We start from the raw sequence: 21,733 nt of genomic DNA, 5'->3' as shown, positions 1-21,733 counted from the left end.
CTTAGTACGCTCCATTTGCCCTGGTCGACCGGTTCGCAGGTCCGCCTTATCAACCGCATCGATCGCGGCGGTGGTTCATGATATCCACATTCTTGTCGAGCTCGGGAATATTGATAAAGCAACGTTCCTGCTTCCCATCGAATTACCGTACAATCTTCTAAACATAAGATGATGGTTATATTTCAAAAATGCCCAAAAGACAACTTGCTTTATCTGCGACTATCTTATCATTTGACTGCAGAAGCAGGGAAAGTTTCTCTTTCGATTCGGGCGTTTTGATTAGGTACAGCGATACGCAGCATTTTACTCCAAGATTGGCAAAATTGTCATACGACAGATATTCATATTTAGAAATCGCCGCCTGATATATAGCGCTAGTTGCTTCGTTGTATTTCATGTCACCAAGTATAGTTACGATATCTTCGTGGCTATGGTGCCAGTCTTCGGGTAGAATTTTAGATAATACGGCGGAGCAATTTTTGTCGAATCCAAAGTTGAATCCAAGTAATAATATTAACTCAACGTTTTCGCCGTTTTTTGTTGATATCCCAGTTCTAGCTGTTGGCAAATGTAATTTTTGTCAGCCTGAATGTCTGCAGGGTAGCACTTTATGAATTCGTCTTTACTTATTTTATCTAAGCATAGATTTAATATTAACTCTTCTTCTCGATTATTCATCTCAGTTTCACCAGTGAGAATGACGATACGTTTAATTGCGGTGACAGTGCACTATTTTCGTTTCGCCGCCTGCCTCGTTTCCCCGGTTTCATGGCTTTTCCGAATTGCCCGGCAATGCGGTCCAGAAAGGCCTTGCTGCCCACCGGTCGACCGATGCTCTCGGCCTTGCGCAGGGCGTCGACAGACACGACGTGAATATTATTGGTCATTCCCCTCATGCCTTTATGGCGAGCCGCCACCACCCCATGTCGCAGTTCCCCCGGAGCGCTCGGCCTGACTAGGCCGGCTTTTCCCAGCGACTTGAAGGCTGCAATCCTCCATCTGCAAAGAAGGATCGCACGGCGTCGTCCACGGTCTTTCTATCGACCACCTCGCGGGGCGAGAAGTCACCTTCCTGACCGCCAATTTTCAAAACGATGTTTTTTCTGTTTCAATTTTTTCCGAGGTTAAGTTCCACAGAGTCTCGTCTGGCATCGAAGCAAAGACAATATACTGATCGCTTCCGCCGCCAATCGTTAGAGATGAGCCGTTGCGGCCGGAAAGAGATATGATCGTTCTGTCGTTTGCATTGAGCAACCCAATCAGGTCGGAAATTACTTCGATAGAAGGGAGATGAAACTCGTCGTCATTCGACAAATTGTCATGCCAGTTATCTGCCACCGCACGGACTATGAAGTTCTGACGGCTCATTCCTGCTCCATCGAGGCCGGTCCCTAAGCCAACAAATGCGCCAGCAGCGCGCGCAGTTGTGCCGGCTTCAGCGGCTTGCGCATCAGTTCGATGCCGCCCGCGCGCGCCGCCTTGGCGACGGCTTCGGAACTGTCGGCGGTGACGATCAGTGCCGGCACGGCGCGGCCGAGATAGTCGCGGACCTCGGCGATGGTGGCGGTGCCGAGGTCGCCGCCGTCGAGATGCTGGTCGGCAATGACGATGTCGGGCACCCAGTCGGTGTCGCCAAGCATGTCCAGCGCATCGTCGGTCGAGGTCGCGGCCCGCACCAGGCATTGCCAGCGTTCGAGCAGGAAGGTCATCGCCTCCAGCACCTCGGCATCGTTCTCGACCAGCAGCACCTTGGTGCCGAACAGGCCGTAGCCGCGCGGCCGTTCCGTGTCGGCGCCGTTGGCGATGGCGTCGGCCGGGGCGCCGATGCCGACCGGAACATCGATGTGGAAAATCGTGCCGCGCCCGACCTTCGATGAAAATGTCACGGGATGGCCGAGGGCGCTTGCCATGCGGCGCACGATGGCAAGCCCGAGCCCGAGACCGCCGCCGTCCAGCTCTGCATTGGCCGACGAGGTGCCGCGATGGAATTCCTCAAACACCGCTTCGCGCTGGTCGTCGGGAATGCCGCAGCCGGTATCGGCGACATCGATGCGGATGGTGTCGCCGCGATGCCTGGTGCCGACCAGCACGCCACCGGAGCGGGTATAGCCGAGCGCATTGGAGAGAATGTTCTGCAGGATGCGGCGCAGCAGCGTGCGGTCGGAGCGGACCACGGCATTGACCGGCCGGAATTTCAGCGACAGGCCCTTCAATTCCGCCACCGGCTGGAAATCCGAGCGCAGCGACGAGAACAGCACCTCCAGGCTGACGTCGCCGATGTCGGGCTGCACGACGCCGGCATCGAGCTTGGAGATGTCGAGCAGCGTGTGCAGAAGGTCCTCCATCGTCTCCAGCGAGCGCTCGACCTGCCGCACCAGCTTCCGGCCCTCTTCGCTGGTCTGCACTTCGGCCAGCGCCGAAACCGAGAGGTGGGCGGCATTCAGCGGCTGCAGCACGTCGTGGCTGGCGGCGGCGAGGAAGCGGGTCTTGGACAGGTTCGCCAGTTCGGCGTTTTCCTTGGCGGCGCTGAGGTCGATGTTGGATTGTTCCAGCCGGCGCAAGGTCGAGTGCAGTTCCTCGGTGCGCGTACGCACCCGATTTTCCAGCGAAATCGCGGTCTGGAACAGCGAGAAGGCATTGCCTTGCTGGTCCATCGAGCGCTCGACGCGGCTGACCAGTGCGGCGTTGATCTTCTTCAGCTTTTCAAGATCGTTTATGTCCCTGAGCGGCATCTTATTCGGCCGCCTGTCGTTCGCCAAAGGCGATGCCGGTAAAAGTCTGGTTCAAATGCATCGACCGGTACTGTTCGCCATAGGTGCCGAAGCCGATGACATTGTTGACCCGGTAGAGTTCCGAGATGTCGCGAAAGACCTGGCGGTTGCGCGCATCCAGCCGGCGCAGAACGCAGTCGAAGCCGAGGATCATGTCGATGCCGCCGAGCCGCTCCTCGACGTCACGGAGGGCGGCGCGCGTCGATTCGACCATGTCCTTGGGCTGGGCGATCGACAGCACGACGCCGTCGTCTATGGCGCAGAAGAACGACAGCGAGCCATCGGGGTGCATCTTCTGGATCGACCGGCAATAATATTCGCCACCCACCTTCACCACCACCGGGTGCGAGGCAAAACTCAGCGGCGTCAGCGTCTGCGGGATGATGCCGACGGACGCGGCATATTCCTCCGCCGCATTGGTGGCGTTGAACTCGCGCACGATGCGGTGATCGGGATCGGACGCCGTCACCACCAGCTTTTCATCGGTGGGAACGAAATTGTCGGTCTTGAAGACATGGAAGGGAATTTCGGTGGCGACCAGCACGATAATGGCGCTGTCGGAGGTGACCTTGCCGTTCCAGATCAGGCGCGTCGTCTCGAATTTCAAATCGTCGCCGGCCGAGCCGCCGAGCAGCGGTATGTCGTCGAGGCCCCAATGGATGGCCGAACTCACTGCTTCCTCGGCATAGGAAAGCCCGTCGATGAAGCAGAGCGCGAACGTGCCTTTGGTGCGGTCATAGCCCAGGCGCGCGCGCAGCGACCGCCGCAAAGCCTCGACCTCGCTGGTGATCCTGTCCATGCCCGACGAGGACAGGTTGTCGACCATCACGCTGACCGCGGTGAATGCGGCGGACGGAAGCAGCATGGCGAGCACGTGGCCGTCCTCGAGGCCCTGCGGCGTGATCTCGCCGGCGGTCGAGCAGCCCGCGTGGTGGAGCGCCGGCGCGTGGCTCATGAGCGCCCGGGAAAGGGCGTCGGCCTCGACCAGGCTCTGGGAAAAGAACAGCAGGGCAAAGCCGGCGTCGATTGCCGCGGCTTCCAGCGCGATAGCCGTGGCGAACGCGTCCATGTCGGGCTCGTCAGTGGTGAGCGCCGACAGGCCGCATGCATAGCGCGTCCGTGAACTGGCCAGCGGCGTTCTCCGCATTTCCTCCGACGCTGTTTTATGCGCGTCGGGCGCGCGGGCGTCGGACAACATTGTTGCCCTCAATCCATGGTTTGGCAATGGGGCGACAGGGGCCGCATGTTTGGGCTCGGCCATGACCGAAAGTACAATGTGCCGAGTTTTAGACGTGCTGTTTTTTGTCCGTTGTGCGGTGTACGACTAACGCGTGGCCGAGGCGCCAACACCGCGTCGGCAGCGTGATGACCAAGGTTGATACCCAGGGAGGGACCATGTCGGACGTTTCGTTGATGGTGAACGGAAAGCGAGTCAGCGGCGTTGCCGAGGACCGAACACTTCTGGTTCACTTCCTGCGGGAGAATCTCGGTCTTACCGGAACGCATGTCGGTTGCGACACCTCGCAATGCGGTGCCTGCGTCGTCCATGTCGACGGCAAGGCGGTCAAATCCTGCTCGATGCTCGCGGTGCAGGCTTCGGGCTCGACCGTGGTGACGATCGAGGGCCTGGCCAATGGCGCAGATCTGCATCCGGTGCAGGCCGCCTTCAAGGAACATCACGGGCTGCAGTGCGGCTTCTGCACGCCGGGCATGATCATGACGGCGACCGACATGATCAACCGCCACCCCGAAGGCCTCGACGAGGCCACGGTGCGCGCCGAGCTCGAAGGCAACATCTGCCGCTGCACCGGCTACCACAACATCGTCAAGGCGATCCTTGCCGCATCGAAGACGATGTCCAAGGGGTCGAAGAGCAAAGCCAGGCAAGCGGCGTGAGAGGGAAGTGAGTAGCGAATAGGGAGTAGCGAATAGTCAGCAGTCTGACCAAACGCCAACTCACCTTCACTACTCGCTAGTCGCTGCTCACTATTCGCTATCTCAGCATTCGGGAGGAATTTCTGATGGGCATTGAAGGTGTTGGCGCTCGGGTCGCGCGCAAGGAAGACAAAAGATTCATCACCGGCGCCGGCCGTTATGTCGACGACATGGTGGTTCCCGGCATGAAGCACGCGGCCTTCGTGCGCAGCCCGCACGCGCATGCGCAGATCAAGAAGATCGATGTCAAGAAGGCTCAAGCCATGCCAGGCGTCATCGGCGTGCTGACAGGCAAGGAACTCAAGGCCGACGGCATCGGCAACCTCATCTGCGGCTGGATGATCCACTCCAAGGATGGCTCGCCGATGAAGATGGGGGCGTGGTCGCCGCTCGCTTTCGACCGGGTCCGATATGTCGGCGATGCCGTCGTGGTCGTCGTGGCCGAGACCAAGGGCCGGGCGCGCGATGCCGCCGAGGCCGTAGAGATCACCTACAAGGAGCTGAAGGCCGTCGTCGATGCCTCGAAGGCGATGGACAAGGGCGCGCCGCAGGTCCATCCCGAGGCCGACAACAACCTGATCTTCGACTGGGATATCGGCAACGCCGACGAGACGGCGGCGGCGTTCAAGAAGGCGGCGCATGTCGTCAAGATGGATATCGTCAACAATCGCCTGGTGCCCAACGCCATGGAGCCGCGCGCGGCTCTTGGCCATTACGACAAGGCCGAGGACCACTACACCTGCTGGACGACGTCGCAGAACCCGCATGTCGCGCGGCTGGTGATGAGCGCCTTCTACAATGTCGCGCCGGAAAACAAGCTGCGCGTCATCGCGCCCGATGTCGGCGGCGGCTTCGGCTCGAAGATCTACATCTATCCCGAAGAGATTGTCTGCCTGTGGGCGTCGAAGAAGACCGGCGTGCCGGTCAAATGGGTGGCCGACCGCACCGAGAGTTTTCTCACCGACGCGCATGGCCGCGACCATCACACACATGCCGAAATGGCCTTCGACAACGATCACAGGATCCTTGGCCTGAAGGTCGAAACCAAGGCCAATCTCGGCGCCTACATGTCGCTGTTCTCGTCGGCGACGCCGACCTACCTCTACGCGACGCTGCTGTCGGGCCAGTACAACATCCCCGCCATCCACGCCAATGTGAAGGCGATCTACACCAACACCGCACCCGTCGATGCCTATCGCGGGGCAGGGCGGCCGGAAGCAACCTTCGTCATGGAACGCATGATGGAGACGGCCGCGCGCCAGTTCGGCGTCTCACCCGCAGAGTTGCGCCGCAAGAACTTCATCACCTCGTTCCCGCACCAGACGCCGGTCATCATGTGCTACGACGCCGGCGACTATGCCGCTTCGCTCGACGCGGCGATGAAGGCGTCGGACTATGCCGGCTTTGCCAAGCGCAAGGCCGCCGCCGCCAAGAAGGGGCTGCTGCGCGGCATCGGCATGAGCTGCTACATCGAGGCCTGCGGCATCGCGCCGTCGGCGGCTGTCGGCAGTCTTGGCGCTGGTGTCGGCTTATGGGAATCGGCGGAAGTGCGCGTCAATGCCGTCGGCACGATCGAGGTGCTGACCGGCTCGCACAGCCACGGCCAGGGCCATGAGACGACCTTCGCGCAACTGGTCAACGAGCGCTTCGGCGTGCCGCTCGATTCCGTCTCCATCGTCCATGGCGACACCGACAAGGTGCAGATGGGCATGGGCACCTATGGCTCGCGCTCGGGCGCGGTCGGCATGTCGGCCATCGTCAAGGCGCTCGACAAGGTCGAAGCCAAGGCCAAGAAGATCGCCGCGCACCTGCTCGAGGCCGACGAAGGAGACATCATCATCGAGAACGGCGCGCTGAAAGTGGCCGGCACCGACAAGAACGTGCCGTGGTTCCAGATGGCGCTTGCCGCCTACACCGCGCACAATCTGCCGGGCGGCATGGAGCCCGGGTTGAAGGAGACGGCCTTCTACGATCCGTCGAACTTCACCTTCCCGGCCGGCTGCTACATCTGCGAGGTCGAGGTCGACCCGGAAACCGGTATGACCGAGATCATCCAGTTCGTCGCCGCCGATGATTTCGGCAACATCATCAACCCGATGATCGTCGAGGGCCAGGTGCATGGCGGACTGGCGCAAGGCATCGGCCAGGCGCTGCTGGAAGGCGCCCATTACGACAACAGCGGCCAGCTGCTGACCGCCAGCTACATGGACTACACCATGCCGCGCGCCGGCGACCTGCCGTCGTTCAAGGTTTCGACCTCGAACACGCCTTGCCCGGGCAATCCGCTCGGCATCAAGGGCTGCGGCGAGGCCGGCGCCATCGGCTCGCCGCCGGCGGTGATCAACGCCATAACCGACGCCATCGGCAGCAACGATCTTGCCATGCCGGCATCGCCGTCCACCGTGTGGGCGGCAATCCGCGCGGCGACGAAACACTGAGGAGGAACGAGCATGTATTCGGTCAATTACCACCGCGCCGCCTCGGTCGCTGATGCCGCCAAGCTGGTCAAGACGGGTGACGCCAAGCTGCTCTCGGGCGGCATGACGCTGATCCCGGCGATGAAGACACGGCTCGCCGCGCCCTCGGACCTTGTCGACCTGTCGAAGATCAAGGAGTTGCAGGGGGTCAAGGTGTCGGGCAAGACGGTCACCATCGGTGCCGCCACCACGCATTTTGAGGTCGCCAGGGACGAGAAGCTGAGGAAGGCCTGTCCGGCGCTTGCCCATCTGGCGTCGCTGATCGGCGATCCGGCGGTGCGCCACCGTGGGACGATCGGCGGCTCGATCGCCAACAACGATCCGGCGGCCGACTATCCGGCGGCGCTGCTGGCACTGGGCGCTACCATCGTCACCAACAAGCGCCAGATCGCTGCCGACAAGTTCTTCAAGGGCCTGTTCGAGACGTCGCTGAAGGAAGGCGAGATCGTTACCGCGGTCAGCTTCACGGCGCCGGCCAAGGCGGCCTATGAAAAATTCCGCAATCCGGCATCGCGCTATGCGATCGTCGGCGTGTTCGTGGCCAAGGGCAAGGACGGCGTCAGCGTTGCCGTCACCGGCGCTGGCGACGACGGCGTCTTCCGTTCGAAGGAGATCGAGGCGGCATTGGCCAAGAATTTCGCCGCCTCGGCGCTCGAAGGCGTGAAGGTGCCGGCGAAGAATCTGATGACCGACATCCATGCCTCGGCGGACTACCGCGCCAATCTGATCGTAGTGATGGCAAAGCGTGCGGTGGCGGCCGCCACCGCCTGACACCATCAGTCGCGGACAAGGAAAGGGGCCATAGCGGCCCCTTTTTCACGTGCGACCCGCAACGGCCCAGACCCTGAAGGAATTGCTTGAAGCAATTCCGGCACATACTTTCCTTGGACCTGCTTCGGCGGCAATCTCGCACTTGCACAAATTTATCTCGCACTGCAATATGTGGTCGGGCGGGAATGCGAACGGGGTTTGGAGCGTGTACCGCCATGCCCTTTCGCATGTCCAATGCGAAGGGATCGGCATGTCCGAAATTTCCGCGACCAGCATGGTTCTGCCCCGATCGACCGCCGAGAGAGCGGCCAGGACAAGACTGGCCTATCTCGATGGCTGGCGTGGCCTGTCGATCGCCCTGGTGCTGATCGGCCATTTTTTTCCCGTTCCCGGAATCAATCTGGGCGTGCTGGGCGTCGAATTCTTCTTCGTGCTCAGCGGTCGGCTGATGGGCGAGATCCTGTTCATCGAGCGCTACCCGCTGAAGAAGTTCTTCAAGCGCCGCTTCTCCCGCATCTATCCCGCACTTCTGGTCTTCGTGGTCGTCGCGATGATTGCGCTCTCCGGGACGTTCATCGCCTTCAAATGGAAGGCGGCGCTGACCGCGCTGACATTCACCTACAATTATGCCGGCATCCTCGTTACGCGGGCAGGCGCGCTCGACCATATCTGGTCGCTTTGCATCGAGGAGCACGCCTATATCATCCTGGCGCTGATCAGCGTCGTCGTCTCAAGCCGCTCCCGCGTCGTCGTGCTGCTCCTGGCGCTGGCCTTGCTTGCCATGGCCAACGGCGCTGTCTCGTACTGGGTCTTGGGGATGGACTACGAAGCCACCTACTGGCGCACCGATGTGCATATCGCGTCGATCCTGCTGTCGGCTTCGATCTGCCTGCTCAAGGCCGACGGCCGGCTGCGGGCGGTGCTCGGGGGCAAGCATGTTGCGCTCGCGGCATCGATCTGCGCCGTGGTACTGTTCCTCGATCGGGTGCCGACACCAATCCACTATCTCTTTGCGGTGCCGCTGCTGGCGCTGGCTGTCAACGCGCTCGATTTCAGCCCGCGCTATCTGACCGGATTGCTGTCGTCCTGGCCGATGGCAACGCTGGGGCTGTGGTCGTACTCGCTCTATCTGTGGCAGCAGCCGTTCTACAAATTCGTCTATGAGCAAGGCAGCGCGCCGATCCCGATGCTGGCCGGGGTCTTTGTCTGCGCGCTCTGCAGCTACTACATCATCGAGCGGCCGGCGCGCGAATGGCTTAACCGCAACTGGTGAATGCCGCCGTCTTGCCCGCAGGATAATCCAAAGGCGCCGGACAGGTCGCGGCCGCGGACTGGATTTCGCGGTTAGGCCGATCGGCCCTTTTTCGTGAGCAGATACCGTCGGAGACCGGCTTCACCGCGCGGTGTTGTCCAGCGATGATTCCAGGCGAAGGCTTCTTTGTGTGGCCAGCGCCAGCGGGTCAGGCGGAGATCGCCTGACGTATCAGACGGAAATCCGTCTGATGTAGTAGCGCACCGCCTTCTTGCCGCCGTGGATCACCGCATCGCCGGCCTCGACGAAACCGAGCGCGGCGTGGAACGCGTCCGAGGCAGGGTTCGGCGGGTCCATGTTGACCTCGCAGGTGACCAGCGTATGGCCGGCGCGCTGAACATGGCCGAACAAATCCTGGTAGAGCCGGCGGGCATGGCCACGGCCGCGCGCTTGCGCCGCCACGACGACCCGGTCGACATAGACGAAGCGGGGGTAGCGTTCGCGGAACCAGACGAAATTCGGGCTGTCGTAATTGGCATCCTGGTCGAAGGTCATGATGAAGGCTTCGAGATCGCCGATGCGGCGCGCGTAAAATGCCTCGCGGAGCAGGAAGGACAGCCGTTCAGGCTCCAGCCACGACAGTTCGGCCGCGTGCTCGTTGTTGAGCGCCAGGATCGCTGCTTCGTCCTCGGCCGATACACGGCTGATCGGGGCAGGGGTCGCGCTCATGCCTTCGCAGCCGCAATGGTGGCCGCCACGAGGTCCGTGTCGGTCAAGGTGTTGCGGTATTCGCGGTCGAGGTCGGAGCCGCCCATGCCGACATGCGGGTTGCGGTAATCCATGGCGCTCGGCACGTCCTTGAGGGCGGCGAAATGCATTTCGGACAAGCCGGTTTGTCTGCGCACCTCGGCGATGTTGCCGAGGTCAAGCCCGCCACAGCCGAGGATGACGATGCGGTCGCCGGCCTGCCGCACCAGATCCGCCAGCAGCGACACGCCCTCGACCGCCGTATCGCGCTGGCCGCTGGTCAGCACACGGCCGACCTTGCTGCGGATCAGCGCTTCGAGCGCCTCGGCCGGGTCGCGCGTCATGTCGAAGGCGCGGTGGCAGGTGACGCTCAAGGAGCCGGCGGCCTGCGTCAACTCACTCATGCGCGCCTCGTCGATGGTGCCGTCGGCGTCCAGGCAGCCAAACACCACGCCGGGCACGCCGAGGTCGCGCAGTGCAGCGACGTCGGCGAGCATCGAGGCGTATTCGGTGTCGCTGTAGAGAAAATCGCCGCCGCGCGGCCGCACCATCACGTGAAAGGGCACTGTCGCCTGGTCGAGGGCGGCGCGCACCGTGCCGAGGCTCGGCGTGATGCCGCCTTCAACAAGGCTGGCGCATAGTTCGACCCGATCCGCGCCGGCGGCCTGCGCGGCCAGCAGGCCGTCAATGCCTTCGACACAGATTTCGATCAGCGGCAGGCGAGTTTCTCTGGTCAAGGGGCGATCCAATCGATGATGTCGCCGCAGCCCTAGCATCAGGCCGGTTGGCGCGAAAGCGTGAACAGCGCGCCGCCATTTGGGCCAGGCGAATTTTCCCTGCTTGACAGTCTAATAACCATTGAGTTATGGATTAATCGATAATCAAATGGTTATTGATTTCGCTAGCCGAACTCAAAAGACCTGGATGCGCGGCCATCCGGGCCTGGCAAGACACGCTCGACGACACACTGCAAAGGAGAAGATCATGCAAGCAAGAATCAAGAATCCGGTTGTGATCATTCCCGGCGCGCTGCAGGCGCTGCTGGCGCTGGACAAGTCGACCGAGGCGGCCGAATTGCCCTATGTGACGCGCAAGCTCATCCATCTGCGCGCCAGCCAGATCAACAACTGTGCACTCTGCGTCGACATGCATGCACGCGAGCTGAAGAAGGCCGGCGAAAGAGACGAGCGCATCTTTGCGCTGGCGGCATGGCGGGAGACGCCGTACTTCACCGATGCCGAACGCGCGGCCCTGGCGCTGGCCGAGGCCGGCACACGGCTCGCCGACCGGCCCGATGCGGTGCCGGACGAAGTCTGGGACGAAGCCGCCCGACACTATGACGAAAAGGCTCTTGCCGCCCTGGTCATCCAGATCGCGCTGATCAACGCCTTCAACCGGCTCAACGCCACGACACGGCAGATGGCCGGTGCTTGGGGATGAGCCCCGGGGGCGGATGGTTGTGCGCGACGGTGCGGTGACGCACGGCGTGCACCCTCGGCCATTGGGGCGCGGATATCGGCCTTGGCCGCTACTGGCGCAACTCCGTATTCTTGGCGCCTTCCTCGACCTGATCGATCACCAGCAGCTTGACCGGACCGTCGCCGATGTTGGTGGCCTGATGCCACTGGCCGATCATTTCGATGATGAAATCCCCGGTCTTGTAGGTGTTGCTGTTGCCGGTCTCGACATTGGTGACCTTCAGCGTCCCGGCTTGGACATAGGCGTAGCGCGGGAAGGGGTGTCTGTGGACCGGCAAGGTCGCACCCGGCGCGATGTCAAAAGTCGAGACCAGGACCTGCACGTTTTTCTGCGGCAGCGTGATCGGCTGACCGGAAGCGGTTGTCGTGCGTGATGCCAGTGGCGTCACGACGACGGGCGTGCCGCTGCTGTCCAGCGCATGGGCGGGGCTTGTGGAGAATGCGGCCGCCAGCAGCAGCCCTGACATCAGAATGTTTCGCATGATTCCCTCCACCTCCGCGCCAGCATCGCGCGGCGGCCATCCGCGTGCAAGCACGTCTTCTCGGGGGCGCTTGCGCCTTTTCCGATACGAACCGGGCACGGGCCGTCTCGGTTGCAAGCGGCCCATGTCGTGGCGCCCTGGCCTTGGTCGGTCTGTTGAGGGTTGAGTTCCATGCCGCCCCGGAAGCCGGCCAACCTCGCTAGCCGAGCTGCCCGGCGGCCTGCGAGATCAGCTGGGCGATCTCATGCGGGTGGGAGATCAGCGACAAATGGCTTGCCTTCACCTCGATGGTCTTTGCGTTCATGCGCTTTGCCATGAAGCGCTCGAGATCCGGGTTGATCGTGCGATCCTCGGTCGAGACTGCATACCAGCTTGGCTTCGAGCGCCAGGCCGCCTGCGTCGTCCTTCCGGTGAAAAGCCTGTCCGAAATCGGCCCCTGGACGGCATAGAGGATGCGCGCCTTCTCGCGAGGAATTCCGCCGGCGAAATCCCGCAGGAAAGCCTCTTCGCTGAGCTTGCCGTAGCCTGCGGTCCAGACAAGGCCGGCCGAGGCGGGGGGTGCTGCAAAAGTCTTGGCGAGCGCCGTGTAGTCTTCGCCCGCATCCGGAGCGCGCGCCGCGACATAGACGAGTGAGGAAACCTTTGGATCCATCCCGGCCTCGGTGACGATCATGCCGGCAAAGGAGTGTCCGACAAGTATCGTCGGTCCATCCTGGAGCGCGATCGCACGGCGCGTTGCCTCGACGCCCGCCTCCAGCGTGGTCAGCGGGTGCTGGACGACGGTTGCGTTGAAGCCAGCCTGCTGCAGCAGGCCAACCACCTCTGACCAGCACGAGCCATCCGCATAGGCGCCGTGGACCAGCACGACATTGCGAACCTTGGGCTCCGTCTGGGCTCGCGTCTTGCCGGAGCCGGCCAGTATGCTCGTGGCCACCCCGGCGACAAGCGCGGTGGAGAAAGTACGTCTATTCAACATGATCGTGGATTCCTTGAACGATTGGCCGATCCGCGGCGAAGCTGCGGCCGGATGGCGCCGCAAATGCTTTGCGCGGCGCTCACGTCCAATCTTCGCAGCCTGCCGAGCCTTCGTTACGGCCGTCACCGCTTCGTGATCGCTTGCCTGGGGCACACGCCGTCTTTCACGATGCCGCCGCTGGATTTTGGAACGTCATCCTCATCAACAGGTCGGTCACCACGGCGCCTCCGCGGGTCGGTGGAACGCTATTTAGTAGCGTTGTCTAATTTAGCAAATACGCAGATAATGGAGTGTCGAACGGCAGGAACAAACCCATGACAACCTACATCGTCAGCGTGTTCGAGAAGCCGCATTGGCGCACGGTGCTGTCAACGAACGACAAAGCCAAAGCCTTCGACCTGGCCAAGGAGATCGGTGACAAGGTCCGGATAGAGGAAATCAAGCCGAAGCCGAAGCCGAAGCCGAAACGGTCGGTCAGCCAACATCAAGCGTGCTGAAGGGCAGGGAACGTAGGGAAACCAGGGCCCGCGACTCAACCGGGTCAAGCCTGCCTAACCGCCGGTGTCAAATATCTGCGCGGCGAGCAAGATTGGTGGCGTGCCTCGCTGCAGGATTTCCTCGCAAGGCTGCCAGCAAATGGACGCAGGTCATGCCGGCGTGACCGATGAAAAGAGATCCTGCTTTCGCGTCCTTGGGGCCGTGTGTTCAGTGAACCCCACGGCGTCGGGCGCCGCCCGGCCTGTGCAGAGCGGCTTCTGCGAAGCCCATTATATTAGCAAGAAACGATATATTAACGGCTGTGATGCAGCCTTTCCACAGGAAGCACCTCCTCATCGACGCTCCAATGCACGCCGTTGGAGCGGCGGGACGCTTGAGCAGATGCGGGGCCAACGCATGAGTGTCGGAACAGCTCTCGAACAATTGCTGCGGTTGATTCATCGCCGAGCCATGAAATTGGCGGCGTTGCCGGAGGATGAAAGGGATCTACACTACGATCTCATTCGCCTCTCATGTTGCGCAGCCGCCGAGCACATTGGGCAAAGTCCGGACGAGGCAGCCATCACGGCAAACGATATGGTTGCGTTTGTTCGCGCACTGGTCGGAATCATCGAAATGGGTTGCGGGTCAGGCCAAGGGCGAAGCGCCGATCAGCCGCCACCGGCACGCCATTTTGGTAGCCTGGAGAATGGCACTACGCGCGCCTGAGGATGCGGAAGCGTGGTCGGGACGAGCAAGGGCAGAGCCGAGCGGACCGGCGGCTTTGCGCGAACTTGTGCGCATCGGTCAACGTGAACCGGGCGCCGGCTTGTCAGGCGGGCAAAGGGGGCGATAGAAGCTACTGCGTGCCTTGATTGCGCTTCGCATGACTGGCCTGTCCCGGATGGCGGGCCTGGTGGTTTGGCGGCCGGCGGGCAATGTCCATGGGGCTGCAGCAGCATGACGGTTCGTTACGCGTTCTTCGAAGGTACCATCCACCCGGGCCGGGAGGCCGAGTTCAGGAGCATCGTCCACGAGCGCCTGATTCCGCTCTGGACGAAGTTTCCGGGATGCCAGAACGTTACGGTCTCGTTCGAGGTCGAGCATGACGACGGAGTGCCGTCCTGCCCCTTGGTCCTCTCTTTCCACTATCCGGACTTGGCGACACTGCACATGTCGCTGCAGTCGGAAGTTCGGACCGTCAGCCGGGGCGTCACAGCCGAATTGCTGAAGTTGTTCAATGGCCGGGTACGCCACCATATTTGCGAGCCCGCACAAGGGGCAGGCGCCCAGCATGCCTTCGAGGGCGTCGCCAATCTTGCAGTCTGACGTTTCGGCCGGCTGCCCTTGTGCCGGGTCAGCCGGCGATGGACCAGTTGATACCGCTCGACCCTATCAGGCGGGAGAGTTTCTCGCGCTGCCGGGCCATCCGGTCGAGGATGAGGACCAGACGCGAATTGCGGTCTTGCGTCGGCCAAGCCTCCAGCGTTTCGGCGGGGTAGAAGGCATCATGGACCCCGTGCACGACCACCGGCAGGTCCGACCCCAGCACGTTGAGAATGCCCTTGAAGCGCAGAAGGGTTGGCGCGAATTCGCCGACGAGGCCGGATAGGAAGGCGGTGAGTGCGCTCCAGGCGATCGGATCCCGGGCTTCGAGCGACAGGGTGCCGATGCCGTTGTGCGGCGCATGGGTCACATGGCGAAGCGGATCAGGAGTGCCATCGACAGCGGCCCACGCTCGGATGTCTTCTTCCTTGCGATCATGGTCGGCAATGAGACGCTTTGCATCCACGACACCTGACGTCACAGCGATGACAGGCGCGCGCGGATTGAGTCCCGAGACTTCACGGCGAACGGCTTTTGCTGCCGCCTTGTTCGCGAGGTCGGTTTTGGTGAGGACGACGATATCGGCCACGGCGATTTGCTGGCGGGCTTCCTCACGGGAGCGGGTCTGGCGCAAGGCGTGCTGGGCATCGACCGTCGCAACCACCGAAGAGAGCGGGAAGTCGCTGGAAACCAGCGGGTTCGTCGCAAGCTCGCGCAAGATCGGCCCGGGCACGGCCAGCCCGGTTGTCTCGATCACCACGCGTCGCAGATCCAGGCGATCGTCGCCCAGCCAGCGGCGCCGCAAGGCGTTGAGGCTTTGCGGCAGGTCGGCGCGCATGGTGCAGCACAGGCAGCCGCTGCGCATCAGGACCGTTTCGCCATCGATCCTTTCGATCAGGTGATGATCTATCCCGATCTCGCCAATCTCGTTGATGAGCACGGCAGTGCCGCGCAAGGCCGGGTCAAGGAGAATGTGCCGGAGCAAAGTCGTCTTGCCGCTGCCGAGCATGCCGGTCAGCAGCGTGACGGGCCAGCGCGGAAGTCCGTCCGGATCGCTGCTCATGTGGCCCTGATGACGAGGCGCGGTGGCAGGATGATCCGTTCGGGCGTTGCCGTCGGATGAGCGATGCGCTGCAGCAGCCGATGGGCGGCCACCTCTCCGATATGGCTGGTACCGACCGCAATCGTGGTCAGCGGCGGCCGACTGATCGCCGATTCGGCGACATTGTCGAACCCGATCACGGCCACGTCGCGGCCCGGCTCCAGGTCGAGCCGGTAGAGCGCGCTGAGCGCACCATGGGCGATGACGTCGTTGTGGCAGAGTAGCGCCGTCGGCCGATTGGGACCGGCCAGCAGGGCCATGACCCTCTCGGCGGCCTCAACCCGCAAAGACGGGCAGGGCATGACATGGGCCGGATTCAGCCCGTGCCGGCGGAGAGCGCTGGTGAACCCGGTCAAGCGCTCGGCCGAAGCCGAGGTCTGCCGGTCGGCGCCAATGAAGGCGATCCTCGTGTGTCCGCGCTCGATGAGATGCTCGGTCGCGAGTTCGGTGCCGAGCCGGTAGTCGGCGCCGACGTAATCCGTCACGGTGCCGGCGACCTGCCTGAGGATTTGCACCACCGGTACACGCGAGCGCTGCAATTCCTCGATGACCTTGCGGTCGGTTCCCTCGGCGGGGCTGAGGATGATGCCGTCGGCGCCCTGTTCGCGCATGCGCTGGATGAAGCGCGATTGTCGCTCGGTGCTGTCATTGGTGTTCGCGAGGAAGGTCAGCAGCCCTGCTTCCTCGAGCACGCGCTCGATGCCGGCAGTGAGTTCGGCGTAGAAGGGGTTGGTGATTTCGGCAACGACCAGCCCCACCGTCTGCGAGCGGCCCGAGCGCATCGAGGCAGCCCCTCGATTGTAAACGTAGCCGAGGTCGGCAATCGCCTCGAGCACGCGGACCCGCGTCATCTCCGCCACCAGCGGGCTCTCGCGGAGCACCAGCGACACGGTCGACCGCGATACGTCGGCGAATTTCGCAATGTCGCTGAGGGTCACGCGCTGCTCGGCGCTGGCGGAAGGCGAGAGGCGGCCTTCCTTCCGAATTGTCTTGGATCGATCCATAAATTTCCATCGCACAAGGTCGCCTTTGGATCAATAGAACCCGGTTTGGTCGCGGTCAAGCTTTTAGATCGATGCAAAAGTTGTTGCGTACCGTGTGGAGATTTGCAATTGTTGTGTCGGTACCACCCACGGGATCGCTTCCCTGTGCTCAGGTGGTGTTCAACGGGATGGAGAACGAAATGCATAAGCGCTTTGGACGAGGCGGTCCGGCACTGCGGTGGGGAGGGGTTGCCCTCCTGGCACTGCAGGCAGCGGGATTCGCCGGCCTGGCTCACGCCGATGACGCCGTGGCGAATGCAAAGGTGGCGGTCGCCAAATATGCCGGCCCGCAGACCACCTGGGAAGGGCCGACCAGCGCGCCCGCTCCCGCCAAGGGCATGAAGCTGGTGTTCCTGTCGGGTGACGAGCAGAATGACATCTCGCACCTCTATGGACAGTTCATGAAGGAAGCCGGAGCCAAGCTCGGCTGGGATGTAACCGTTATCGACGGCAAGGGCAGCCCGACCAGCTGGCTCTCCGGGTTCAACCAGGCGATCGCGCTGAAGCCAAACGGCATTGCGATCTTTGCCGACGCGGCGAGCCTCAAGGATCCGATCGCAGCAGCCAACAAGGCCGGTATCACGGTGATCGGCATGCATGCCGCCTCGCTGCCCGGACCGCAGCCTGACCTCGGACTGTTCGTGAACATCCAGGAAGATCCGCGCGAGATCGGCGCGGCCGAAGCTGACTGGGCGATCGCCGACAGCGACGGGAAGGCAAAGGTCGTCGTGCTGACCCACAACGAGTACCAGATCGCCGAGACCAAATCGAAGGCGACGCGCGACCAGATAGCCAAGTGCACGACCTGTCAGGTCGTCGAATATGCGAACTCGCCGGCCTCCGAAGCGGCTCAACGGATGCCGCAGCTGACCACGAGCTGGATTCAGCGTTTCGGGACGCCGCTTTACATCACGTCCGTGGGTGACAACGACTTCGACTTCGCCGTGCCGGTGCTGCGGACGGGCGGGCTTAAGGCGGCTGACGTCAAATTGATCGGCGCGGACGGCAACCGGTCAGCCTATGACCGCATCCGCAAGGGCACTTACCAGACCGTGACGGTATCCGAGCCAATCGAGCTGCAGGCCTATCAGGCGGTCGACGAGTTCAACCGCGCCTTCAACAAGCAGGCGCCAAGCGGCTTCGTGCAGCCGCCTTATCTGGTGACGCCGCAAAACGTCGAAAAGGAAGGCGGCGACAAGAACAACTTCGTGCCGTCGAACGGCTACAAGGAACACTATCTGAGCAACTGGGGCGTCAAGTAGACTGCTCCGCAACGACAAGCGAGGCGTCGTTCCTCCGGACGACGCCTCCTAGTTCTTCGGGCGCGGACCGCAGGTTCGCGCGGCCAGCCTGAGTACCGCACATGCCGTTTGAGCCATCCCCGCCAAACCGGGGCGACGAACCGGTGCTTTCAATCACCGGTCTTTCAAAGGCGTTTACCGGAACGCTCGCACTCGACGGAGTCGATTTCGACCTGCGGCGTGGCGAAATCCACGCCCTGCTCGGTCAGAATGGCGCCGGCAAATCGACGCTGATCAAGATTCTTGCCGGCGTTTACCCACCGCTCAGCGGTGACATCCGGATCGCAGGCCGCCTGGCAGACCCCATCAGCGAGCGGCTGCCGATCAACTTCATCCATCAGGACCTCGGGCTCGTGGACACCATGAGCGTCGGCGAGAATGTCGCGATCGCCGCCGGCTATTCCCGCCGCCGCTACTTGATCGACTGGCGCGAAACCGACCGGGCCGCGCGCCGGGCACTGACGGCAATGGCCAGCGACATCGATCCCGAGGCTCGGGTTGGAACGCTGACGGCCGCCGAAAAGTCGATCGTGGCGATCGCCCGCGCCCTGGCCACCCGCTGCGACGTACTGGTGCTGGACGAGCCGACGGCGTCCCTGCCAGAGGCCGACGTCGGCCGGCTTTTCGGGGCGCTCGCCCGCCTCAGGACGAACGGGCTCGGCATTATCTATGTTTCGCACCGCCTGGATGAGGTGTTTCGCATTGCCGACCGTGTGACGGTGCTGCGTGACGGACGCAAGGTCGCGACTGCCGAGGTAAGGGATACCGTGCCCGACCGGCTGGTCGCGATGATCGTCGGCCGGGAGCTGGTCGAAACCGAACTCGCTCCACCGCCTGCGTCCGTCCGTCCGCTGCTCGCGGTGTCGGAGCTGCAGTCTGGCCCCGCCGGGCCCGTGAGCTTTTCCGTGACCGCGGGGGAGACGCTCGGGCTGGTCGGCCTGCGCGGTGCCGGCCATGACACGATCGCCCGCGCTCTGTTCGGCGATCGACCGATCGATGCCGGGACGGTGACCCTGGGCGGTCGCTTGATCGCGCCGGCCACCGCCGAGCAGGCAATGGCAGCCGGCATCGGGTTCATCTCGAGCAAGCGCGGCGAGGAAAGCATGGCCGCCTCGCTCAGCGTGCGCGAGAACCTCTACCTCAACCCTACCTTGACGGGAATGAAGCCCTCGGGCTGGATCGATCCGGCGGGAGAGCGGGCCCGTTCGGCCGCCGTCATCGCCCGCTACTCGATCCGCCCGTCCGATCCGGAACGTGCCATCGCGACGCTGAGCGGCGGCAACCAGCAGAAAGTCATCGTTGCCCGCTGGCTGGAGGGGGCGGTCGATCTGCTCATTCTCGAAGAACCGACGACAGGCGTCGACGTCGGCTCGAAAGCCGAGATCTACGCCCTGATGCAGAGGTCACTCGCCAAGGGTATGGCAGTGCTGCTGGTCTCGTCGGATTTCGAGGAGATAGCCAAGGTGTGTCACCGGGCGCTTGTGTTCAATCGCGGGCGGGTGGCGGCCGAAATACCTCGCGACCAGTTGACGGTGTCACGCCTGACTGCACTGGCAGCCGGCGCCGAAGCTTTTGAGGCCACAGCATGACTGCACAACTTTCCCAGCGCGGAAGCGCGATGGCGCGGGCCACCCGGTTCGTTTCGGTATGGGGGCTGCTGATCGTCCTCGTCGCCCTCATCGCCCTGTTCTCGGTGCTCAAGCCCGACACTTTCCTCACCTATTTCAACTTTCAGGCGCTCGCCGGCAGCAAATCGATCCAGGCCATCGTGGCGCTCGCCGCGATGATCCCCATCGCTGCCAACCGCTTCGACCTGTCGGTCGCCTTCGTCCTCGGCATCGCCCAGGTGCTGGCGATCGGGCTCCAGGGCATGGGCATTCCTTGGCCGGTGGTGGTGGTGCTGATCCTCCTGCTCGGGGCGCTGGTGGGCCTGATCAACGGCATATTGGTCACCGTGGTCGGCATCGACAGCTTCATCGCCACGCTGGGTACGGGTACCGTTTTGCTCGGCATAAACCAGTGGTACACTGGCGGTCAGCAGGTGCTGGCGAACCTGCCCGATTCCTTCCTCGCGCTGTCCGGCGTCGTCTATGGCGTACCGCTGCCGGCGGTCTACGTCCTGGTCATCACCATCATTCTCTGGATCGTGCTCGAATTCCTGCCCGTCGGCCGCTTCGTCTATGTCCTCGGCATGAACCCGCGCGCCGCCCAGCTCAACGGTATCTCGGAAAAGAAGTACGTCACCGGGGCCCTCGTCGCCGCCGGCGTGCTCTCGGCCTTTGCCGGCATCGTGCTGCAGTCGCAGTTGCAGGTTGGCCAGAGCTCCGTGGGCCAGGAATACCTGCTTCCGGCCTTCACGGCTGCGCTGCTGGGTGCCACAGCCATCAAGCCGGGCCGCGTCAACGTTTGGGGCACCGTGCTCGCAGTGGCGGTGCTCGCCGTCACCGTTGCCGGTCTCAACCAACTGGGAGCCCCGTTCTTCGTCGAGTCCCTGTTCAACGGCGCAACGCTGATCATCGCGGTGGGGCTGGCCGTCACCGCCAGCAAGCGTCGGACCGTGGCTGGCACTGCCGCCGACGCCGCGGCGCGAAGCGGCACCGATGTGCCGGCCACACCTGCCGAGGGAGTAAGCAAATGACTGGCAACCCATCCGATGGACCCGCCGACAGCAGTCCCGCGCTTGGTGCGCACTGGTATCCCTCGCGCTGGGGCGCGGACGACCAGCGCGGCAACGGCAATCTGCAGGGGGCACACAAGGTGATGGAGGCGCTCGCCTTGGTCAGAACGGGAGAGATCGTTTCCCTCGGTCATCGCTACGATGCCCAGATCCCGCTCGCGCCGGGGCGCATCTTTGGCCTGCGCATGCCTGGCGGGCCGACCGGCGGCCCGCACGGCGCCCGCAGCCGAACCGTCTGGAACGACGAGTTCCTGACGACCGAGATTGGCCAGATCGGCACGCACATGGACGCGCTCGGCCATCTCGGCCGGCAGGTCGGCGATGCGTCCGATCACGGCAACATCCTCTTCTACAACGGCACCCCGCTTTCCGAAATCTGGTCGCCCTACGGCCTGCGCCGGCTCGGGATCGAGAATGCCCCCATCTTCTTCACCCGCGGCATCCTGTTCGATGTGCAGGCGCTCAAGCAGCGCGTGCTCGATCCAGGTGAGGAGATCACCGTCGCCGATCTCAAAGCCTGCCTCGAGCGGCAGGGCCTCAACGAGGCGGCGCTGACTCCCGGCGACGCAATCCTGGTGCGTACGGGGCACGGCAGCCGCTTCCGGACCGAGGCGGCGACCTTCTACGACGGCGCGCCCGGCCTCGGGCTGGCGGCCGCCGAATGGCTAGCGCCGTTCCAGCCATCACTGGTTGGAGCCGACAATTTTGCCGTGGACGTGGTGCCGCCGGTCGATCCGGATGTGTTCCACCCCTGCCACCAGCACTTGATCATGCAGCATGGCATCCACCTGCACGAAGGCCTTGCGCTCGATGCCATCGCGGCGACCGGGATCAGCGAATTCGCCTATGTGTTCGCGCCGGTGCCGATCGTGGGGGCGACCGGATCGCCCGGCACGCCATTCGCGATCATCTGATCGG

At 63.0% G+C, this 21,733-nt stretch carries 22 protein-coding genes; 12 read left to right on the top strand and 10 right to left on the bottom strand.

Going from position 1 to position 21,733, the window contains the following annotated elements:
- Nucleotides 1-674 precede the first annotated feature (674 nt).
- The 4 genes from AC1D10_RS12125 to AC1D10_RS12110 all read right to left on the bottom strand — a co-directional run bounded on the left by AC1D10_RS12125 (nt 675) and on the right by AC1D10_RS12110 (nt 3,918).
- Nucleotides 675-887, bottom strand: a complete 213-nt coding sequence (locus AC1D10_RS12125; protein ID WP_477271893.1) for a hypothetical protein — start codon at nt 885-887, stop codon at nt 675-677.
- 199 nt (nt 888-1,086) lie between these two features.
- Nucleotides 1,087-1,368: a hypothetical protein gene (locus AC1D10_RS12120; RefSeq protein ID WP_477271891.1), complete on the bottom strand. Its 282-nt coding sequence runs from the start codon at nt 1,366-1,368 to the stop codon at nt 1,087-1,089.
- 23 nt (nt 1,369-1,391) lie between these two features.
- Nucleotides 1,392-2,732, bottom strand: coding sequence for a hybrid sensor histidine kinase/response regulator (locus tag AC1D10_RS12115; protein ID WP_477271888.1), 1,341 nt, complete (start codon nt 2,730-2,732; stop codon nt 1,392-1,394).
- Nucleotide 2,733: 1 nt separating this feature from the next.
- Complete coding sequence (locus AC1D10_RS12110; protein ID WP_477271886.1) at nt 2,734-3,918, bottom strand: FIST N-terminal domain-containing protein; 1,185 nt, start codon at nt 3,916-3,918, stop codon at nt 2,734-2,736.
- Nucleotides 3,919-4,166: 248 nt separating this feature from the next.
- Here AC1D10_RS12110 and AC1D10_RS12105 point away from each other — a divergent pair, with 248 nt between their 5' ends.
- From AC1D10_RS12105 to AC1D10_RS12090, 4 genes are all read left to right on the top strand, one after another.
- Nucleotides 4,167-4,667: a (2Fe-2S)-binding protein gene (locus AC1D10_RS12105; RefSeq protein ID WP_477271884.1), complete on the top strand. Its 501-nt coding sequence runs from the start codon at nt 4,167-4,169 to the stop codon at nt 4,665-4,667.
- A 125-nt stretch (nt 4,668-4,792) separates the two neighbouring features.
- On the top strand, nt 4,793-7,144 hold the full coding sequence (locus AC1D10_RS12100; protein WP_477271882.1) for a xanthine dehydrogenase family protein molybdopterin-binding subunit: 2,352 nt from the start codon (nt 4,793-4,795) through the stop codon (nt 7,142-7,144).
- Between the two features lie 12 nt (nt 7,145-7,156).
- The gene (locus AC1D10_RS12095; RefSeq protein WP_477271880.1) at nt 7,157-7,954 is read left to right on the top strand and encodes an FAD binding domain-containing protein; all 798 of its coding nucleotides are present in this window, start codon (nt 7,157-7,159) and stop codon (nt 7,952-7,954) included.
- A 250-nt stretch (nt 7,955-8,204) separates the two neighbouring features.
- Nucleotides 8,205-9,227, top strand: coding sequence for an acyltransferase family protein (locus tag AC1D10_RS12090; RefSeq protein ID WP_477271878.1), 1,023 nt, complete (start codon nt 8,205-8,207; stop codon nt 9,225-9,227).
- Between the two features lie 210 nt (nt 9,228-9,437).
- Here AC1D10_RS12090 and AC1D10_RS12085 read toward each other — a convergent pair whose 3' ends face one another.
- On the bottom strand, nt 9,438-9,935 hold the full coding sequence (locus AC1D10_RS12085) for a GNAT family N-acetyltransferase (RefSeq protein WP_477271876.1): 498 nt from the start codon (nt 9,933-9,935) through the stop codon (nt 9,438-9,440).
- Nucleotides 9,932-10,729: a copper homeostasis protein CutC gene (locus AC1D10_RS12080; protein ID WP_477271874.1), complete on the bottom strand. Its 798-nt coding sequence runs from the start codon at nt 10,727-10,729 to the stop codon at nt 9,932-9,934. Before AC1D10_RS12080 ends, AC1D10_RS12085 begins: the two co-directional genes overlap by 4 nt.
- A 208-nt stretch (nt 10,730-10,937) precedes the next feature.
- On the opposite strand from AC1D10_RS12080, the gene AC1D10_RS12075 reads away from it, so the two are divergent.
- Complete coding sequence (locus tag AC1D10_RS12075) at nt 10,938-11,393, top strand: carboxymuconolactone decarboxylase family protein (protein ID WP_477271872.1); 456 nt, start codon at nt 10,938-10,940, stop codon at nt 11,391-11,393.
- Between the two features lie 88 nt (nt 11,394-11,481).
- Here the strand turns inward: AC1D10_RS12075 and AC1D10_RS12070 are convergent, their stop codons facing one another.
- Together AC1D10_RS12070 and AC1D10_RS12065 are read right to left on the bottom strand one after the other, a co-directional pair.
- Nucleotides 11,482-11,913 (bottom strand): cupin domain-containing protein, encoded by a 432-nt coding sequence (locus AC1D10_RS12070; protein WP_477271870.1) that lies wholly within the window; start codon nt 11,911-11,913, stop codon nt 11,482-11,484.
- 199 nt (nt 11,914-12,112) lie between these two features.
- Complete coding sequence (locus AC1D10_RS12065) at nt 12,113-12,892, bottom strand: alpha/beta hydrolase (protein ID WP_477272090.1); 780 nt, start codon at nt 12,890-12,892, stop codon at nt 12,113-12,115.
- A gap of 311 nt (nt 12,893-13,203) precedes the next feature.
- Between AC1D10_RS12065 and AC1D10_RS12060 the strand changes: the two genes are divergently transcribed.
- The 3 genes from AC1D10_RS12060 (at nt 13,204) to AC1D10_RS12050 (ending at nt 14,695) form a co-directional block, all read left to right on the top strand.
- Complete coding sequence (locus tag AC1D10_RS12060) at nt 13,204-13,386, top strand: hypothetical protein (protein WP_477271868.1); 183 nt, start codon at nt 13,204-13,206, stop codon at nt 13,384-13,386.
- Nucleotides 13,387-13,783: 397 nt separating this feature from the next.
- On the top strand, nt 13,784-14,095 hold the full coding sequence (locus AC1D10_RS12055; RefSeq protein ID WP_477271866.1) for a hypothetical protein: 312 nt from the start codon (nt 13,784-13,786) through the stop codon (nt 14,093-14,095).
- A 231-nt stretch (nt 14,096-14,326) separates the two neighbouring features.
- A complete protein-coding gene (locus tag AC1D10_RS12050; RefSeq protein ID WP_477271864.1) occupies nt 14,327-14,695 on the top strand; it encodes a hypothetical protein in 369 nt (122 codons plus the stop codon).
- Nucleotides 14,696-14,723: 28 nt separating this feature from the next.
- On the opposite strand, the gene AC1D10_RS12045 is transcribed toward AC1D10_RS12050, so the two are convergent.
- Both AC1D10_RS12045 and AC1D10_RS12040 read right to left on the bottom strand, forming a co-directional pair.
- Nucleotides 14,724-15,755 (bottom strand): CobW family GTP-binding protein, encoded by a 1,032-nt coding sequence (locus AC1D10_RS12045; RefSeq protein ID WP_477271862.1) that lies wholly within the window; start codon nt 15,753-15,755, stop codon nt 14,724-14,726.
- Complete coding sequence (locus AC1D10_RS12040) at nt 15,752-16,732, bottom strand: LacI family DNA-binding transcriptional regulator (protein ID WP_477271860.1); 981 nt, start codon at nt 16,730-16,732, stop codon at nt 15,752-15,754. Before AC1D10_RS12040 ends, AC1D10_RS12045 begins: the two co-directional genes overlap by 4 nt.
- A 245-nt stretch (nt 16,733-16,977) precedes the next feature.
- On the opposite strand from AC1D10_RS12040, the gene AC1D10_RS12035 reads away from it, so the two are divergent.
- From AC1D10_RS12035 to AC1D10_RS12020, 4 genes are all read left to right on the top strand, one after another.
- Entirely contained in the window at nt 16,978-18,099 is a 1,122-nt protein-coding gene (locus AC1D10_RS12035; protein WP_477271858.1) for a substrate-binding domain-containing protein, read from the top strand.
- Nucleotides 18,100-18,200: 101 nt separating this feature from the next.
- The gene (locus tag AC1D10_RS12030; protein ID WP_477271856.1) at nt 18,201-19,727 is read left to right on the top strand and encodes a sugar ABC transporter ATP-binding protein; all 1,527 of its coding nucleotides are present in this window, start codon (nt 18,201-18,203) and stop codon (nt 19,725-19,727) included.
- Nucleotides 19,728-19,756: 29 nt separating this feature from the next.
- Nucleotides 19,757-20,776, top strand: coding sequence for an ABC transporter permease (locus AC1D10_RS12025; protein ID WP_477271854.1), 1,020 nt, complete (start codon nt 19,757-19,759; stop codon nt 20,774-20,776).
- Complete coding sequence (locus AC1D10_RS12020; RefSeq protein ID WP_477271852.1) at nt 20,773-21,729, top strand: cyclase family protein; 957 nt, start codon at nt 20,773-20,775, stop codon at nt 21,727-21,729. Before AC1D10_RS12025 ends, AC1D10_RS12020 begins: the two co-directional genes overlap by 4 nt.
- The last annotated feature ends 4 nt before the right edge of the window (nt 21,730-21,733 follow it).

It is taken from the genome of Mesorhizobium sp. P2_A8, from assembly GCF_056404935.1.
This window is presented reverse-complemented; position numbering and strand designations above follow the sequence as displayed.